The following is an 18,195-nucleotide window of genomic DNA, read 5'->3' as shown; positions in this document are numbered from 1 at the left end:
GGGGGGGGGGGGGGGGGGGGGGGGGGGGGGGGCGGGGCGCGCCCCCCCCCCCCCCCCCCCGCCCAGCCGTGAGGGCCAGACCGGGGTGAGCTCGGCCGGGCGGCCGTCCTCGTCGCGGACGGTCAGCGGCAGCAGCTCGCGCACCACGGAGGCGCCGAGCCGGGCGTAGAAGTCGCCGCCGGCGTACGGGACGGCGTCCAGTCCGTCGAGGAAGTCCGCGTCCTCCTGCTCCTCGTCGAAGCCGTGCGAGCCGTCGGAGCCGTCGGAGCCGTCGGAACCGCCGAAGCTTTCGGAGCCGTCGATGGCCTCGAAGCCGCCGCTCCGGCCGCTCCCGGCGCCCTTCGGCGCCTCGGCCCGCGCGGTGCGGACCCGGACGTCCGACCAGCGCCGGAGGGCCTCGTCGAGCCGGCGGGCCGCTCCGTCGAAGACCTCGGTGCCCTGCCAGCGGGACCAGGCCGCCGACGGCGGGCAGAGCACGATCGTCAGCGGGTCCTCGGACCAGGCACGGTAGGCGGACAGGGCGTCGCAGAGTTCGACCAGGCCCCGGTCCAGGGCCGCGCCGACCTCCTCCGGGTCGCGCCGGTCCCGCACGGCACCGGCCTTGACCAGGTCCTCCCAGCGCAGCAGCACCACGTGCGCCGCGCCGGGGTTCAGGCCGAACACGCCGTTCAGCGCGCGCAGTCGGCCGGCCACCGGGCCGGGCTCGGACGACACCTCGAAGTCCAGCCCGAGGCCGGCGTGCCTGGCCCAGGCGCGGACCACCGGAACCACCGGCTCGACCGGGAACGAGGCCGCCAGCGCGACCCGTCCGGCGCGTGCCGGGGCCAGCCGGGTCCAGGGGGTGTCGGGGGCGGCGGCGACGGCGCGCGCCACAGCGGCGAACCGCCCGGTCAGGTCGGCGATCGCCTCGGCGGTGAACAGGTCGGTGTTGTAGCGGAGTTCGCCCTCGAAGCAGCCGTCCGCGCGGCGCTCCATGTTCAGGAACAGGTCGAAGTCGGTGACGCCGTTGTCGCGGGTCTCCACGGTGAAGGCCGGGACCGCGTCGTCGAAGCGGGCCGGGACGACCTCGTGGAAGCCGAACATGACCTGGAACAGCGGGTTGCGGGACGGGTCGCGCGGCGGGGCCAGGACTTCGACCACCTTGGCGTACGGGACCTCCTGGTCGCCGTAGGCCCGGCCGGCCTCCTCGTGCGCCGCGCGCAGCAGGTCGCGGTAGGTGGCCGAGGCCGCCGGGGCCATCCGCAGCACCAGGATGTCGGCGAAGCAGCCGATCATCGGCTCCAGTTCGGGACGCGTGCGCCCCGCCACCGGGGAGCCGACGACCAGTTCGGCGTCCTGCGAGGCGCGGGAGAGCAGGATCGTCAGGACACCGAGCAGGGCGACGAACGGCGTGGTGCCCTCGGACCGGGCCAGGGCGGCGAGGTCCGCGCTGGTCCCGGCGTCCAGGACCAGGGGCGTCAGGGCGCCGTTGTGGGTCTGGAGCGCCGGCCGGGGCAGGTCGGCGGGCAGGTCCAGGACGAACGGGGCGCCGGTGAGGCGGTCGCGGACCGCGGCGAGGGCGCGCTCCTGGCGTTCCCCCGCCGCGCGCTCGCGCGCCCACAGCGAGAAGTCCGGGTACTGGACCGGCAGGGCTTCGAGCTTCGGCGGGCGGTCCCCGGTGTCGGCGCGGTAGGCCTCGACGAGTTCGCCCACGAGGACGGAGGTGGACCAGCCGTCGAAGGCGATGTGGTGGACGACGATCTGGAGCAGCCGCTCGTCGCCGCCGACCGGGAACAGCGCGGCGGACAGCAAGCGGCCGGTGACCAGGTCGAGCCTGGTGCGGGCGTGCCGGAGCAGGGCCGCGTCGAGGTCCGGCGCGGTGCCGGTCCCGGCGGCAGCGGCGGTGTCGACGGCCTCGACGGCGCCGGCCTCGACGGACAGCGCGACCGGCCCGGCCGGGACGACGCGCTGGCGCGGGCCCTCGGGACCGGCGACGAAAGCGGTGCGCAGGGCCTCGTGGCGGTCCACGACCACGGCCAGGGCGCGCTCCAGGGCGGCGTGGTCGACGGCGCCGCGGATCCGGATCGAGACGGTGATGTTGAGGGCCGGGTTGCCCGGGTCCAGCAGGTCCTGGAAGTAGAGGCGCTCCTGTGCCGGGCTGAGCGGGACCAGCTCCAGGCCCGGGTCGCGGGGGCGCGGCCGGCCGGCCGCGGCGGCGGCACGCTTCTCGGCGCGCAGGCGGGCGAGGAGTGCGGCGCGGGTGTCCGCCGACATCTCCTGGGCGGGCTCACGGACGGTCTCGGTCATCGGACACCCTCGTTCCGGGGGTCGGCCGACGGATCGGCGGCGGGCTGTGACGGCGGCTGTGACGTGGACGGGGACGGTGACGGGGACGGCGGCTGCGACGGGGACGGTGACTGGCTGTCCAGATAGGCGTTCATGAGCTCCTCGTCGGCGTAGTCGCACAGCGCGGCCACGGTCGGCGCCTTCATCACGGCGCCGAGCGGGAGTTCGACGCCGAGGACGTCGAGCAGCCGGGCCACGACCCGGGTGGCCAGCAGTGAGTGGCCGCCGAGTTCGAAGAAGTCGTCGTGGACGCCGATGTCGGCGATGCCGAGCAGATCGCCCCAGATCTTGGCGACGGCCTCCTCCCGCTCGTCGCGGGGCGCGACGAAGGGGGTGGCCAGCTGCCGGGGGTGCGTGGCCGGGGCGGTGGCGGCGGCCGGTCCGGTGCCGGCGAGCGGCACGGGCGGCACGAGCGGCAGGGAGTCGGCCGCGGCGCCGTCCCCGAGGGGAACCGGGCCGGAGGCCGCGTCGGGGGACGGCGGGTCGATCCAGTAGCGGCCGCGTTCGAACGGGTACGTGGGCAGCTCCGCCCGCCCGCGCGGGTCGTGGCGCCAGTAGCCGGTCCAGTCCGGCTCCGTCCCGGTGAGCCACAGCCGGGCCAGGGCCTCGGTCACGGTCCGGTCGGCCGGGTCGGGGCGGCCGGGTGCGGGCAGGCTGTTGACCACGAGGTTCCCGGACAGTGCGGGGTGCTGCCGGGCCAGGGTGGTCAGGGCGGTGCCCGGTCCGACCTCGACCAGCGCCAGCGGTCCGGCCTCGGCGAGGGTCGCGAGGCCCTCGCCGAAGCGGACCTGCCCCCGCAGGTGCTGCACCCAGTAGTCCGGTGAGGTGGCCTGCTCGCCGGTGATCCACGTCCCGGACAGGTTGGAGACGAACGGCAGGGCCGGCTCCGCGAGCGGGACGGCGGCGACCAAAGCGCGGAAGTCCTCCAGGACCGGATCCATCGCGGGGGAGTGGAAGGCGTGCGAGGTGTGCAGCGGACGGACGGCGACCCCCTCGGCGGCCAGCTTCCGTTCGACGGCGTCGAGCGCCTCGGCCGGACCGGACAGGACGGTGAGGGACGGGGCGTTGGACGCGGCGATCGCCACCTCGCCCCCGGTGAACCGCTCGGCCTCCTCGGCCGGCAGCGCGACCGACAGCATCCGGCCCGGCGGCAGCGCCTGCATCAGGCGTCCGCGCAGGGCGACCAGTCGCAGCGCGTCCCGCAGCGGCATCGTGCCGGCCAGGCAGGCGGCCACGTACTCGCCGACGCTGTGTCCGATCATCGCCGCGGGCCGGACGCCCCAGGACTCCCAGAGCCGGGCGAGGGCGTACTCGACCGCGAACAGGGCGGGCTGCGCGAACTCGGTCCGGCGCAGCGGCTCGGCGTCGGCCTGGTCCGTCGCGGTGCCCGCCGCCCGGTCGGCCGCGGCCCCGCCGAGGACGAGGTCCCGCAGGTCCCGGCCGAGGGTCGGCCGGAGCAGGTCCGCACAGGTGTCGAAGGCGTCGCGGTACGCGGGCTCGGTGCGGTACAGCCCCGCGCCCATGCCGACGTGCTGGGCGCCCTGGCCGGAGAACATGAACACGAGGTCGCGGCGCCCGGTCCCGGCCCGGCCGGCCAGGGCCTGCGGCGATCCGGGGGCGAGCGCGGCGATCGCCGCCGCGGTGGAGTCCGCGGTCACGGCCAGCCGGTGCGCGAAGGCGGCCCGGCCGAGCTGGAGGGTGAACGCGGTGTCGGCGAGCCCGGCGGCGTCGCCGGTGCCGCCCCTGTTCCCTGTGTCCCCCGTGTCCCCCGTGTCCCCCGTGTCGCCGGTGTCGGCGGTCCCGCCCGTCTGGGCAAGGTCGCCGGAGCCGGGCCCCGCCCCCGTACGGAGGTGCTCGCGCAGTTGCTCCCTGGCGGTGTCGAGCGCGCTCGGGGTGCGGGCCGAGAGGACGAGCAACTGCCGCGCGCGGACCGGCGGACCGGCGGGCGCCCGGTCGGGCGCCTCCTGGAGGATCACGTGCGCGTTGGTACCGCCCATGCCGAAGCCGCTCACCGCCCCCAGGCGCCGTCCGCCGCGGGGCCGTTCCCAGACCCGCTCGGCGGTGGGCACCTCGAACGGGCTGCCGGCCAGGTCGATACCGGGGTTCGGCTCGCCGAAGTACGGGCTCGGCGGCACGACGGCGTACTTGAGGGCCAGGACGACCTTGAGGAACCCGGTGATGCCGGCGGCCGCGTCCAGATGCCCGGTCAGCGCCTTGACCGAGCCCAGGGCGCACCGCCCGTCGCGCTCGGGGTCGCGTCCGGCGAAGGCCTCGACGAGTGCCGCGAACTCGATCGGGTCGCCCAGCGGCGTGGCGGTGCCGTGCGCCTCCAGGTAGCCGATGTCGGCCGGGTGGACCCCGGCGAGGTCCTGGGCGGCCCGCAGGACGGCGGACTGGCCCTGGACGCTGGGCGCGGTGAACCCGACCTTGCGGCGGCCGTCGTTGTTGAGGGCGGTGGCCTTGATCACGGCGTGCACCCGGTCGCCGGCCGCGAGCGCGGCGGCCAGCGGCTTGAGCACGGCGGCGCCGACGCCGTTGCCGCTCACGGTGCCCGCGCTCCGGGCGTCGAAGGGCAGGCACTCGCCGTCGGGGGAGAGGATGCCGTTCCCCCGGCCGTCGTGGACGGACAGCTGCGGCAGTCGCACCGAGGCGCCCCCGGCCACCGCGATCTCGCAGTCACCCGCGAGCAGGGCCTGGCAGGCGAGGTGGATCGCGACCAGGGAGGTCGAGCAGGCGGTCTGCACCGACAGCGCCGGACCGGAGAGGTCCAGGTGGTAGGCCACGCGGGTGGCCAGGGTGTCGGTCATGTTGCCGAGCAACTGCTCCTCGCGCAGCTCGGCCAGGCCCGGATCGGGCAGCAGGTGGCGGATCAGATAGGTGCTCAGACTGGCCCCGGCGTAGACGCCGGTGACCGGTCGCCCGACCGGGGAGCCGTAGCCGGCGCCCTCCAGGGCGGTCCAGGCGCACTCCAGGAAGACCCGCTGCTGGGGGTCGAGCAGCTCGGCCTCACGGGGGCTGTAGCCGAAGAACGCCGCGTCGAACAGCTCCGCCCCGTCCAGTACCCCGCCGGCGCGCACGGCGGTCGGGGCGCCGGGGGCCGGACCACCGGCCCCGAGTCCGGGGGCCGGGACCGTCCGCACCGTCCGCCGCCCGGCCCGGACGACGGACCAGAACCGGTCCAGATCGGGCGCCCCGGGAAAGGCGCCCGCCATGCCGATCACCGCGATGTCGAGGTCACCGACTCCGGCGGCCCCGGCACCGGTGCCGGAATTGTCGTTCGCGTCGGAGTTGTCAGCCCGACCGTTCCCGTAAAGGTCGTCGTCGCTCGTGCCTGAGGCCTCGTGGCGCACCGCCGCCCCCTCCCTCGTGGATTGGTTTGTGGCTCGCCGAGGAAGCTATCGGAGCGCTTTGATATCGCCGCCATTCGTGCGCCATACGTGCGGCATGAGTTTCCTCCGCGACAAATACGCCGGCCTCGGCGAGGCTTTCCGGAGCCTCGTGCCGTCGGCCGGCCGGCCGTGCGAAATCGGTGGATCCACGGCCGTCGGCCGAATGCCTTTCGGGGGGAGATCACCGCTTCTCCGAATCCGGGGCAGCTGCGGGAACTGGCTGTTCGTGCCCCGTCCGCCATCTCTGCGGCCCCGTGCGGACAGTCCGGGAAATCAGTTCGCCCGAACTGTCGGAACATTGCCGCAAGTCCCTCAAAACGCCACCGGAACGGCCGTGGAGCGTGCCCTGCATAGCGGACGCATGGCACACGAATGGCGGCGATATCAAGGCGCTCCGCTAGCTTGCTGAACGAGCCGCGAACACACCTGATTTCCCGGTGCGCCTCCTGTGGCACCTCGATGTCCCTCCGATCCGGATCCCGGCCACCACTCCTCCCGATTCCCCTGCGAAGGAATGCCGTATGGACACTGGACTTGATCCTGGCGCCGTCGTCGGCCCGGTCGCCCGAGGTGCTCGGCGCGGGAGTCCCGGCACGACGCGGACCCTGCCGCCCGCCCTCCCGTACGAACTCTTCGACTGCCTCCAGGTGAACCTGGCCCTGCTCGCCGACCGGTGGCACGGCGCGGGGACGCACCTGGGCCTCGGCGCGACGCTGCGCTTCACCCCCGTGATCGGGGCCGACGGGCTGCCGACCGTCGCCCGGACCGTCGAGCAGCACCTCGCCGACGCGCGGAGCGCGCTCGGGATCGAGGTGCGCTCGCTGCACCGGACGTCCGGAGCGGCCGGCATCCCCCTGACCGAGGGGTGCTACGTGGTGGCGGACGCCTACCACCTGCCGTGGGTGCCCTACTTCCGGCGGCGCCACCTGGAGCACAGCTTCCTCGCCGAGACCGGCGGCCCGGACGGCCCGGACGGTGTGATCGGTGCGAGCGGCCCGGACGGCGTCAGCGTGGTGGACGGCTACCACAACGACACCCCGTGGGGCAGCGCGCGTCCCGGGCTGTGGACCCTGTCCGCCCAGGACCTCCTCGCCGCCGTACCCGGCCCGGCCCTGGTCGCCGAGCTGGCGCCCGCGACCGGAGGGCCGGGCGCGGTGGCGGCCACCGCGGACCTCGCGGGCCCCGAGGCCGTCGACGCGTACGTCGACGCCTACGCGCGGCACCCCGACCGGAACGCGGCCCTCGGCCGGCTCACCCTGGAAACCTGGTTCCTCGCCCGCTCCCGCAGACTGCACGCCGCCTTCCTGGCGGAGTCGGGAGCGGCCCCGGACAGCGCCGCCGACGCCCATGTGCGCGCCTGGGGCGCCCTCACCGAACAGACCTACCTGGCCGCGCGCCGGGTCGAGCGCGGCCGGACCGAGCCCCCGGGACTGCTGCCCCGCCTCCGCGAGCAACTGCACGCGGACGGCGCGGTCCTCGGTCCGGCCCCCGCCGCCCCGGCCGTCGACGGCGCCGCCGGGCCGTCCGCCGCGACGGGCGCCGAACTGCGCGGAGCGGTCGCCGGCGTGGCCGCGGCGGTGCTCGGCACGGCGGTCGGGCCGCTCCTGGCCGGCCAGTCCCTCGCGGAGGTGCCGCAGTTCAGCTCCTTCCGGATCGTGGAGATCATCGAGCGCCTGGAGGAGGAGCTGCGGTTCGAGTTCGACGCCGCCGACCTGGTGCCGGAGAACCTGCACGACATCGACGCCATCTGCGCGATCGTGCGGCGGTCCCCGTCCGCCGGGCCCGCGCTCGCCCGCCTCGGAGAATCCTCATGACCGACCGACTCACCGCCTCGCTGCTGCACGAACTGCTCGACGAGGCGGCGGCGCGCGGGCCGGACCGCCCGGCCGTGACCTGCCACGGCCACACGGTCACCTACCGGGAACTGGCCGACGCCAGCCGCCGGGTCGCGACCTGGCTGGCCGGGCTCGGCCTGCGGCGCGGGCAGCGGCTGCTGGTCAGCGCCCCGGCGTCCACCACCGTGCCCGCCCTGGTCCACGCCGCCTCGCGGCTGGGCGTGGCCTTCTCGCTGCTGCACGAGCAGGTGCGGGGCGAGCAACTGGAGCACGTGCTCCAGGACAGCGAACCGACGCTCGTCATCAGCGACTCCGTGCTCAACCGGGCGACGGCGGAGCAGCACCGCGTCGCCGCCGAGGACCTCGCGACCGCGACCGCGCGCGCCTTCGACCCCGAGGGCGCGCAGGAGCCGGTACCGACCGCGCCGCTCCCCGTCGACCCGGTCTGCCTGATCTACACCTCCGGCACCACCTCGCTCCCCAAGGCCGTCGTCAGCACCCACCAGCAGTTGGTCTTCTCGGTGCGGGCGATCCAGCAGGTGCTGGGCTACCGGCCGGACGACGTGGTCTACAGCCCGCTCCCGCTCTCCTTCGACTACGGCCTCTACCAGCTCTTCCTGGGCGCCGTCAGCGGAGCCCACGTCTGGCTGGGGCGGCCCGCGGAGGTCGGGCCGCCGCTGCTGACCAACCTGCTGGCCGTGCGGGCCACCGTGCTCCCCGCCGTCCCGGCGGTCGCCGACGCCCTGGGGCGGCTGCTGAGGCGCGCCGGGGACCGCAGGCCCCCCTTGCGGATGCTGACCAACACCGGCGCCGCGATGCCGCAGGACGCGCTGGCCGTGCTCCGGGCGAACCTGCCCGGGCTGGACGTCCACCTGATGTTCGGCCTCACCGAGTGCAAGCGCGGCACCATCATGCCCGCGAACGGGGACCTGGCCAGGCCGGGTTCCAGCGGCCTGGCGCTGCCCGGCACCGAGGTCTTCGTCGTCGACGAGGAGGGGGAGCGCCTGCCGGCCGGCGAGCACGGCGAGATCGTGGTCCGCGGCCCGAACGTCATGTCCGGCTACTGGCGGCAACCCGAACTCACCGCCCGGCGCTACCCCAGGACCGAGGGGCTGTTCCCCGAACTGCGCACCGGCGACTACGGCCGGGTCGACGAGGACGGCTACCTGTACGTCGAGGGCCGTCGCGACGACGTCTACAAGGAGAACGGCTTCCGGGTCAGCGCGGTCGAGGTGGAGGCGGCGGCGCGCCGGCTCCCGGCCGTCGCCTCGGCGGCGGTCCTGGCCCCGGACGGCTCCGCGCCGACCCGCCTGTTCGTGACCGTCACCGACGGGTCGACCGCCGCCGACGTGCTCCAGGCGATGCGCCAGGTGATCGAGGAGTTCAAGATCCCGCGCGTCTGCGTCGTGCTGCCGGCCCTCCCGCTCACCGGCAACGGGAAGGTCGACCGCAAGGAGCTGGCCGCCCTGGCGAACGGAGTGACCCATGTCCGCGGTTGAGGAGCACACCGGTGTGCTGCCGGTCCCGCTGGCCGACCTGGCGGGCGTCCCGATGCCCGCGTACGTCTACGACACGGCGGAGGTGCGCCGCAACCACGCGCTGCTGCGCGCGGCCCTGCCGGACCGCACCGGTCTGTACTACTCGCTGAAGGCGAACCCGCACCCGGCGCTGCTGACGACCCTGCGCGGGTGCGGCACCCGGCCGGAGGTCTGCTCGACGGGTGAACTGCGCGCGGCGCTCGAGGCCGGCTGGGACCCCGCGGCCGTCCTGTACACCGGGCCCGGCAAGTCCGACGACGAGCTCCGCGAGGCGCTGGCCCGCGGCGTGCGGCTGTTCTCCGTCGACTCGCCCTACGCGATCGAGCAGTTGGACCGGATCGCCGCCGGGGCCGGGGTCACGGCCGAGTGCCTGCTGCGGATCAACGACGACCAGCCGGTCCCCGGCCAGGGCCTGGTGATGACCGGCGTCGCTTCGCAGTTCGGCGCGGACACCGGCTGGGTGACGGGCGAGCCGGAGCGGTTCCGGGACCGGCCCCGGGCCGCGGTCGTCGGACTGCACCTGTACATGGGCACCAACCTCACCGAGGTCGACGCCCTGTACGGCCAGTTCCGGCGCTCCTTGGCCACCGCCCGGCAGTTGACCGAGCTGCTCGCGGGCCGGGGTTCGCGGCTGCGGATCCTGGACCTGGGCGGCGGATTCGGCGCGCCGTTCGCCAAGGCGGGCGCGGCCGTCGACCTCACCGCGCTCCGCCCCCGTCTGGAGCGGCTCTTCGACGAGGAGCTGTCCGGCTGGCGCGACGGGGCGCCGGAGGTGGTGTTCGAGTCGGGCCGCTACCTCGTCGGCACCGCCGGCACGCTGGTGACACCCGTCCTGGACGTGAAGCGCTCCCGGGACCGGGACGTCGTCGTCCTCGCCTCCGGCATCCACCACCTCGGCGGGATGTCCGGCCTGCGCCGCCTCCCACCGCTCACCCCGCACGTCGTCCGCACGGCCGGCGGCTCCGACGCCGCCCCCGAGCTGGACGCCATCGTGGCGGGCCCGCTCTGCACCCCGCTCGACACCTGGGCCCGCAGCGCGAAACTGCCCGCCCTCGCCCCGGGCGACCTGGTCGCCGTGCCCAACGTCGGCGCCTACGGACTCCACGCCAGCCTGATCGGCTTCCTCGGCCACCCCTTGCCCGCGGAGGCCGTGGTCGACAGCGACCGGCCCGGCGCCGCCCCGGTGACGACCCGGGTGTCACTGACCCGCAGCCCTGTCCCCACCGTGTCCGGCCCCACCCCTGGAACCCCTGGAGTGAACTGATGGACCCCCGCTTCACCGAACTGCTCACGCCCTTCCTCAAGTTCCTCGGCGATCAGGAGATCACCGACCGGACCGCGCTGCGGGAGCAGGGACTGGACTCGATGCAGGCCATCGAACTCCTCTTCGCCATCGAGGACACCTTCGACGTCGCCCTGCCCGACGAGGACATGAACGACGCCACCTTCGCCACCGCCGGCACGCTCTGGAACGCCATCAGCGCGGCCTCGGAAGCGGGCCCGGCGTGAGCGCGGCCGTGGCCGGGGCCGAGGTCCTGGCCGGGCCCGGGGCCGTCGCCGGTCCGACGCCGGAGCGGCTGGCCGAGCTGACCGGCCGCGTCGTCGCCGTCACCGCCGAGCACCTGGACCGGACCGACCGCGACGCCGTCTTCCCCGTCGAAGCGCTGGCGGAGCTGCGCCGCACCGGGCTGCTCGGGCTGCTCGTACCGGTCGGCTACGGCGGACTCGGCGGCAGCACCCGGGACATGGTCGAGGCGTCCGTCGCGCTCGGACGTGCCGACATGTCCGTGGCGATGATCTTCGCGATGCACTGCCAGCAGGTCGCGGCGGTGGTGCGCCACGGCAATGAGCGCCTGCGCGGCGAGCTGCTGCCCGGGGTCGCCGAGGGCCGCACCTACCTCGCCTCGGTCACCACCGAGGCGGGCAAGGGCGGCCACCTGCTCACGGCCGAGGCGGCCCTCGACGCCGCCGGCGACGAGCTGGACGTGGACCGGTTCGCGCCCATCGTCACCGGCGGCGCGCACGCCGACGGCTTCCTGGTGACGATGCTCGCGCCGGGCGCCACCTCGCCGAACCAGGTGTCGCTCGTCTACGCCCGACGCGACCAGCTCACCGTCGAGGAGTCCGGCGACTGGCAGCCGCTGGGCATGCGGGCCAGCCACAGCGTCGCGCTGCGGCTGCGCGGCCGGGTGCCGCGGCACCACGTCGTCGGCGAACAGGGCGGCTTCCGGACCGTCGTCACCTCGGTGTTCGGCCCGATGGCGCACCTGGGCTGGTCCGCGGCCTGGCTGGGCACGGCGGCCGGCGCGCTCTCCCGGGTGCTGCGGATGCTGCGCTCCCGGGAGAACCGCAACCGGGTCGACCTCGGCTCCGAGCTGCTCCTGACCAGGATCTCCGAGGCCCGCCGGCGACTGGACACGGTGCACGCCCTGCTCCTGCGGACCGAGCGGACCGTCGCCCGGAGCGCCGATCTGAGCCTGCCGAGGATCCAGCTGCAGCTGAACGCGCTCAAGATCACGGCCGCCGAGGAGTGCTTCGCGGTCGTCGACGGCCTGATCGAGGCGGTCGGCATGCGGCACGGCTACCTCAAGGGCTCCCCTACCCGCCTCGAACACGCGCTGCGGGACCTGCGCTCGGCGTCCTTGAACTACAGCAACGACCGGCTGCACCTGACGGACGGCAAGCTCGCCCTCCTCGACCCCGAGGTGCGATTTGTCTGACCTCGCGTCCGCCGACCCCGGACCCGACTCCGGCCCCGACCCCGGGTCCGCCGGCCTGGAGCTGTCACCGGACGACTGGCGGCAACTGCTCGCGCGGGCCCTGGCGGACGTTCCGGTCGGCGCGCCGCTGCCCGCCGTGTGGCGGGCGCTCGGGGAGGCCGGCGTCCTGCGCCGGCTGTACCGGGAGGGCAACGCCCTGGGGCCGGTCGCGGACCCGGCCCGGCTGGGCGCCCTGCTCCGGACGGTCGACGCCCGCGGCGACAACGGGGCGACGCTCGGCGTGCTGGTGCAGGCGGCCAGCGCGCTGCCGATCCTCGGCTCCGGCCGCTCCGGCCGCTCCGGCACCGCGGGGGCCGCGCCTTCCGCGGTCGCCGCCGCCCACGAGCGGGTCCTGACCGGGAGCGCGCAGGTGGCGCTCGCCGCCACCGACGAGGCGGCGGCCGGATCCGATCTCAGCGGGCTCGGCACCGAGGTGCGGTTCGAGGACGGCGGGCTCGTCGTCCACGGCGGCAAGCGCTGGGTGACCAACGCCCGCGGCGCCGAGTTCCTGCTGGTCCTGGCCCGGCGCCGACCCGGTCGGCACTTCACCGACTTCAGCTGGGTCCTGGTACCGGCGGGGACGGCGGGCGTCACCGTGCGGCCCGCGGCGACCGACCTGCTCGCGAACGCGGCGACCGGACACCTCGGGTTCGACTCGGTGCGCCTGCCGGCCGACCACCTGGTCGGCACGAACGGGCGCGGCATGGCCGTCTTCGCCCGGCACATGAGCACGGAGCGGCTCGCCGGGGCGCAGTGGGCCGTCGCCCTCACCGGCCGGGTGCTCGCCGACACCCGCGAGCGACTGCGGGGGCGGACCGTCGACGGGGAACCGCTGTGGCACAACGCGGTGGTCCGCCGGGACTTCGCCGAGTGCCTGGTCCGCGTCGCCCAACTGCGCGCGCTGTGCGAGGACCTCGCCGCGACCGCCGCGAAGGGACAGAACCTGTCGGCCGGCGCCCTGCTGAAGTCGGCCGTCGGCCTGACCGCCGACACCGTGCTCGCCCGGTGCGCCCAGCTCCAGGGCGCGGACGGCTTCGCCCCGGGCGGCGCGCAGACCGTCCGGGCGGAGGCCGCCGTCCTCGGCATCGGCGGCGGTGCGACCGAGCTGATGCTCGACAGCGTGGCCGACATGTCCGAACAGCTCCTGGCGGAGTGGCGGACATGACGACGACGGGGCACGCCGGGCAGCCCGGTGGCCGGTACGAGGTCGCGGACGGGGTCTGGGTCATGTACCGCTCCGGCCGGACGGCGACGGACCCGGCGCGGCTGGACCACGGCGGCCCCGACCACCGCGACCGCCTCGACCGCGACCGCCTCGACCGCGACCGCCTCGACCGTGAAGAGCTCGACCGCGACGACCTCGCCCAGGCGCGGAGCCTCCCGCCCTGGCGGGCCGAGCAGTTCCTGACCGGGCGCGCCACCCTGCGCCGGCTCATCCGCGAGGTGCGCCCCGACCTCGCGGGCGCGCCGATCCGCCCCGACCCGCGCGGACGCCCCCGCCTGCTCGGGCACCCGGACGTCGGCGTGAGCATCTCCCACGACGGCGGCCTCAGCGCCGCCGCCGTGGCGCCCGGCCGCCGGGTCGGCGTCGATGTCCAACTCCCCTCCGGCGAGCCGTCCGCCGGCATGCTCCGACGCTGTCTGAGGGAGCACGCCGCCCGGCTCGAAGAGCTGCCCGCACCGGAGCGGGCCCGCGAATTCGCCTGGGTCTGGACCGTCCAGGAGTCGTGCGTCAAGGCGGCGGGCACCGGCCTCGCCGGCCGCCCCTGGGCCATCGCCGTGACCCCGGGCCACCGGCACGGCCGCTGGGGCCGGTACCGGTGGATCAGCCTGCGCGACTCCTCCCCGGTCCCGCTCAGCTGCGCCTTCACCTCCCGCGCGGTCCCCGGCGCCGGGGCCCGCGCCCACGCCCTGCCCGCCGACCCGGAGTACTGATGTGCCTGACACCCTGACCGCCACGCCCCAGCTGAGCTGCTACACCACCAACCTGGTCCACTACCTGGCGGCGGAGATCCCCGCCGTGTCCCACCGGTTCGCCGAGGTGACCCGCCTGGCGGTGCGCACCGACCTGCCCGCGGGCGAACTGGTCTTCTCGCACCACGCCAGGGTCGACATCACGCCGGACGGCGGAGAGCTGGCCTACCGGGGCGCCTCCGACTGGAGCACGGCCAGGGAGCTGCTGCTCGCCGAACTGGAGGCCGGCGGCCGGCTGCTGGCCGCCGCCAACACCGAGCGGCTCAGCTGGGCGCCCGGGTACGGCCGGGCGGCGGCCCCGCACTGGATCCTGGTGTGCGGACAGCGCGACGGCTCCTGGGAGGTGGCCGACCACTTCGCCGCGCTCACCCCGCACGGCGAACAGCAGCCGTTCCGGGGCCGGCTGGACGACGCCGAACTCGCGCGCGCCCTGGCGCCGGTGGCGGAGCCCGGGCCCGAGACGGTCCGGCGGGACGCCATGGCCCTCGGCTCGGCCACGGCCGTTCCCGCCGGGGACCAGTACCGCTGGCTGGTGCGCACCCGGGACGGCTCCGCGCCCGCCCGGGACCCGCGTCCCGGTGCGGCGGACGGCGGGCAGTGGCTGCTCGAACCGGTGGCGGTGCTGTCCCACGTCCTCGCGACGCTGCTGGCGGACCCGGCGGCGGTCGCCCGCCACGCGGACGACCTCTGGGCCGCCGCCCGCCACTACGCGCACCGGAACGAGGTCCTGGTCACGGACGGCCTGCTGGATCCCGGGCGGGCCGCCGCCGAGACCGCGGCCTGGCAGGAGGTCCCCAGGATCCTGCGCATCGCCGCCATGTCCGCGGCGCGCGGGCGGCCCCGGACCGGCCTGGTCGAGGAGGCGTTCACCGAACTGATCACCGCCGTCGAGAAGTCCGGCACCGCCACTCCCGTTCGAGGACGACCGTGAAGCAGACCCTGTACGAGTGGTTCGCCGCCTCCGTCGCGGAGTTCCCCGACCGCACGGCCCTGGAGATCGGGGCGGAGCGCCTGACCTACCGGGAGCTCCACGACGCGGCCGAGCGCGTCGCGGCGCGACTGCTCACCGTGACCGGCGGGGTGCCGCGCCGGGTCGGCCTGCTGGCCGAACGCAGCGTCGTCGCCTACGCCGGCTATCTCGCGGTGCAGCTCCTGGGCGGCACGGTCGTCCCGCTCAACCCGGCCTTCCCGGCCGCCCGGCACGTCGCGATCGTGACCGCCGGCGGGCTCGACCTCGTCCTCGCGGAGCCGGCCGAAGGGGAGGGCGGCGCCCCGGCGCTGCCGGTCCCGGTCCTGACCCTCGCGCATCCGCCGACGGCGGCGGACGGGCACGGGCCTCCCCCGCGCGGGCGGGCTGAGCCCGAGGACACCGCCTATGTGCTGTTCACCTCCGGTTCGACGGGCGCGCCCAAGGGGGTGCCGATCCGGCACGGCAATGTCGGCGCCTACCTCGACCACGTCGTGGCGAGGTACGGGCTGGGGCCCGGGAGCCGGCTGTCGCAGACCTTCGACCTCACCTTCGACCTGTCCGTGTTCGACATGTTCGCCGCCTGGGGGAGCGGCGCCACCCTGGTCGTCCCCACCCGGCGCGACCTGCTGGCGCCGGTGCGGTGGGCGGCGGAGGCGGAGCTCACGCACTGGTTCTCCGTCCCGTCCATGGTGTCCTACGCGCGCCGGATGCGGGCCCTGCGGCCGGGCTCCCTGCCGGCCCTGCGGTGGAGCCTGTTCTGCGGCGAGCCGCTGACGCTGCAGCAGGCCGAGGCCTGGGCCGGGGCCGCGCCGCTGAGCACCCTGGAGAACCTCTACGGGCCGACCGAACTCACCATCAGCTGCGCCGCGTTCCGACTCCCCCGGGAGGTCGGTCAGTGGCCCCGTCCGGCCAATGGGACGGTCCCGATCGGGACGCCGCACCCGGGGCTGGAGCACCTGCTGCTCGACCCGGAGGGGCGGCCGGCCGAGGAGGGCGAACTGGTCGTCCGCGGCCCCCAGCGGTTCCCCGGCTATCTGGACCCGCTGAACGACGCGGGCCGCTTCCTGCTGCACGACGGCACCACCGGCACCTCGGTCCCGTACACCGGGGAGGGTCCGGTCACCCCCGAGCACTGGTACCGCACCGGCGACCGGGTCGCCCGGCAGGACGGTCGGCTGGTCCACCTGGGGCGGACGGACCAGCAGGTGAAGGTGCGCGGCTACCGGATCGAACTCGGCGAGATCGAGGCCCTGCTGCGGACCCGGCCGGGTGTCCGCGACGCGGTCGTGCTCGCCGTCCCGGACCCTCGGGCCGGGCTGTCCCTGGAGGCGGTCTGCACCGGCCTGGACCTGCGGCCGGAGCTGATCATGTCGGACCTGCGCTCCCGCCTGCCCGAGTACATGCTGCCCCGACGCATCGCCGTGCTCGACGAGTTGCCCCTGAACACCAACGGAAAGATCGACCGACAGGCCGCGGCCGCCATGATCGCCGATCGGCGCGACTAGGGGTGGTCCGACAGTTCCCGCCGCGCGCTGCTGCGACGCGAACTGTCGGACCACCCCTGGCCCGCCCGGTGCTACTGGCCCGCCGAAGGCCGAAAGGAGCGTCATGAGGACCGAGGACCGCGTACCGAGCCGGCTGAGCGTCTCCGCCGAGGAATACCGTCACGCCATCTCCCGGCTGCCGACCGCTGTCGCCGTGATCACCTCGGCCGGACCCGTCGGGTGCACGGCCAACGCGGTCATGTCCCTCTCCCTGGACCCGCCCACCGTGCTGCTGTCCCTCGCCACCACGAGCCGGACGCTGGCGCACATCCGGTCCGAGGGGCGTTTCGCGGTGAACGTCCTGTCCTGGTCGGACCGGCGGCTGGTCGCGCAGTTCGCCGGCGGCACCCCGGCGGAGCGGTTCGCCGACGTGCCCTGGCGCCGGGTGGACGGGGTGCCCGTGCTGACGGAGGCGTCGGTCGCCATGGTCTGCACCGTGCGGGAGACGGTGCAGCTCCTGGACCACACGCTGATCGCGGGCACGGTGACGTGGGCACGGGCCGACGACACACCGACGACCGTCCTGTTCGCGAAGCAGCAGTACGCCGTCGGGCCCGGCGTGCCGGAGGACGTCCGTTGACGACGTCGGCCCACCGTCCCCCGAGGCCGTGACAGGTCCGCGAAAACCCCTTACCCAGAAAGCAGGGCTCACTGTGCCCATACCCTTGCCAAAGTCGTTGAGCATCCTGCGGGACCGCCCCTTCCGGCTCCTGTGGACCGCTCGCAGCGTCTCCGCCCTGGGCAACGCCCTGATGCCGGTGACGGTGGTCTTCGCCATCCTCCACTCGGGCGGCACCGCCGTGGACGTCGGCATCGTGCTGACCTGCCAGGCGGTCGGCCAGGTGGTGATGCTGCCGGTGGGCGGGGTCTGGTCGGACCGGCTGTCCCGCAAACTCGTCCTGATGGCGACCGACGCCGTGCAGGCGCTCTGCTACGGCCTGCTCGCCGCGATGGTCTTCCTGGACCACGCGGCGGTCTGGCAGTTCGGCGTCACCTACACCGTCGCCGGCATGGCCTTCGCCTTCTTCACCCCGGCGTCCAGGGCGGTCGTGCCCGAGCTCGTCGAATCCGGGAAGCTGCAACCGGCGAACGCCCTGCTCGGCCTGACCGACCACAGCACCAAGGTGCTCGGCCCGGCCGTCGCCGCACTGCTGCTGGCGGTCTCCACCCCGGGCATCGCGCTCCTGATCGACTCCCTCAGCTTCCTGCTGAGCTTCGTCCTGGTCTCCCGCATGCACCTGCGCGAGCCGCTGGAACGGCCCGAGCAGCAGCACTTCTTCACCGAGCTGCGCGAGGGCTGGGCGATCGTGGCCGAGCGCCGCTGGTACCTGGCCAACCTGTTCGCCTGGGGCGTGTGGAACTTCGGGCTCGCCTTCTTCTTCGTCCTGGGTCCGGTCGTGATGGAGAACGGCCACGGCGGCGCCACCGGCTGGAGCATCGTCCTGATGACCGGCGCGGTGGGCTCCATCCTCGGCGGCCTGGCCGCGCTGCGCTACCTGCCGCGGCGCCCCCTGGTCACCACCAACGCCCTCGCCCTGCTCGGCATCGTCCCGCTGGCCCTGCTCGCTCCCCCCGCCCCGGTCTTCGTCGTCGCCGTCGGCGTGGCCGTCACCTTCGCCGTGACCGCGCTCGGCGGGGAGGTCCTCGCGACCACCCAGCAGCAGCTGTTCCCCAAGGAGATGCTGGCCCGGGTGAGTTCGCTGGACTGGATGATCTCGTTGATCGCCATGCCCGCCGGCTTCGCCGCCGCCGGTCCGCTCTCCGAGCTCCTCGGGCTGCGCACCACCCTGCTGGCGGTCGCGGCGCTCATCGCTACGCCGTGCGTGCTGCTGAACCTGTCGCGCGGCGTGCGCTCGGTCCA

13 protein-coding genes are annotated in these 18,195 nt (G+C 75.1%); 11 read left to right on the top strand and 2 right to left on the bottom strand.

What is annotated here, in order from left to right; all coding sequences use genetic code 11:
• Together SM793_RS33865 and SM793_RS33860 are read right to left on the bottom strand one after the other, a co-directional pair.
• Nucleotides 1–2,286 (bottom strand): condensation domain-containing protein (locus tag SM793_RS33865; RefSeq protein WP_320442169.1); only part of this gene is annotated, 2,286 nt, incomplete at its 3' end.
• Entirely contained in the window at nt 2,283–5,675 is a 3,393-nt protein-coding gene (locus SM793_RS33860) for a type I polyketide synthase (RefSeq protein ID WP_320442168.1), read from the bottom strand. The genes SM793_RS33865 and SM793_RS33860, both read right to left, overlap by 4 nt.
• Nucleotides 5,676–6,235: 560 nt before the next feature.
• Here SM793_RS33860 and SM793_RS33855 point away from each other — a divergent pair.
• The 11 genes from SM793_RS33855 to SM793_RS33805 all read left to right on the top strand — a co-directional run.
• A complete protein-coding gene (locus SM793_RS33855) occupies nt 6,236–7,528 on the top strand; it encodes a hypothetical protein (protein WP_320442167.1) in 1,293 nt (430 codons plus the stop codon).
• Nucleotides 7,525–9,048, top strand: a complete 1,524-nt coding sequence (locus SM793_RS33850; protein ID WP_320442166.1) for a class I adenylate-forming enzyme family protein — start codon at nt 7,525–7,527, stop codon at nt 9,046–9,048. The genes SM793_RS33855 and SM793_RS33850 overlap by 4 nt, the downstream gene beginning before the upstream one ends.
• The gene (locus tag SM793_RS33845; RefSeq protein WP_320442165.1) at nt 9,035–10,351 is read left to right on the top strand and encodes a type III PLP-dependent enzyme; all 1,317 of its coding nucleotides are present in this window, start codon (nt 9,035–9,037) and stop codon (nt 10,349–10,351) included. The genes SM793_RS33850 and SM793_RS33845 overlap by 14 nt, the downstream gene beginning before the upstream one ends.
• The gene (locus SM793_RS33840; RefSeq protein WP_320442164.1) at nt 10,351–10,596 is read left to right on the top strand and encodes an acyl carrier protein; all 246 of its coding nucleotides are present in this window, start codon (nt 10,351–10,353) and stop codon (nt 10,594–10,596) included. The genes SM793_RS33845 and SM793_RS33840 overlap by 1 nt, the downstream gene beginning before the upstream one ends.
• The gene (locus tag SM793_RS33835; RefSeq protein WP_320442163.1) at nt 10,593–11,807 is read left to right on the top strand and encodes an acyl-CoA dehydrogenase family protein; all 1,215 of its coding nucleotides are present in this window, start codon (nt 10,593–10,595) and stop codon (nt 11,805–11,807) included. The genes SM793_RS33840 and SM793_RS33835 overlap by 4 nt, the downstream gene beginning before the upstream one ends.
• The gene (locus tag SM793_RS33830) at nt 11,800–13,011 is read left to right on the top strand and encodes an acyl-CoA dehydrogenase family protein (RefSeq protein WP_320442162.1); all 1,212 of its coding nucleotides are present in this window, start codon (nt 11,800–11,802) and stop codon (nt 13,009–13,011) included. Before SM793_RS33835 ends, SM793_RS33830 begins: the two co-directional genes overlap by 8 nt.
• Nucleotides 13,008–13,781 (top strand): 4'-phosphopantetheinyl transferase family protein, encoded by a 774-nt coding sequence (locus tag SM793_RS33825; RefSeq protein WP_320442161.1) that lies wholly within the window; start codon nt 13,008–13,010, stop codon nt 13,779–13,781. The genes SM793_RS33830 and SM793_RS33825 overlap by 4 nt, the downstream gene beginning before the upstream one ends.
• 1 nt (nt 13,782) lies before the next feature.
• Complete coding sequence (locus tag SM793_RS33820) at nt 13,783–14,751, top strand: hypothetical protein (RefSeq protein WP_320442160.1); 969 nt, start codon at nt 13,783–13,785, stop codon at nt 14,749–14,751.
• Nucleotides 14,748–16,295 (top strand): amino acid adenylation domain-containing protein, encoded by a 1,548-nt coding sequence (locus SM793_RS33815; RefSeq protein ID WP_320442159.1) that lies wholly within the window; start codon nt 14,748–14,750, stop codon nt 16,293–16,295. The genes SM793_RS33820 and SM793_RS33815 overlap by 4 nt, the downstream gene beginning before the upstream one ends.
• Before the next feature lie 103 nt (nt 16,296–16,398).
• Nucleotides 16,399–16,914 carry a flavin reductase family protein gene (locus tag SM793_RS33810; protein WP_320442158.1) on the top strand — a complete coding sequence of 172 codons (516 nt, stop codon included), beginning with the start codon at nt 16,399–16,401 and terminating at the stop codon, nt 16,912–16,914.
• A gap of 97 nt (nt 16,915–17,011) precedes the next feature.
• On the top strand, nt 17,012–18,195 hold a 1,184-nt coding region (locus SM793_RS33805; RefSeq protein WP_320442157.1), incomplete at its 3' end, for an MFS transporter.

The sequence above is a fragment of the Kitasatospora purpeofusca genome, assembly GCF_034043715.1.
GTDB classification, from domain to species: Bacteria; Actinomycetota; Actinomycetes; order Streptomycetales; family Streptomycetaceae; genus Kitasatospora; species Kitasatospora purpeofusca_A.
The sequence above is the reverse complement of the archived record's forward strand: the minus strand, read 5'-3'. Positions and strand labels throughout refer to the sequence as shown.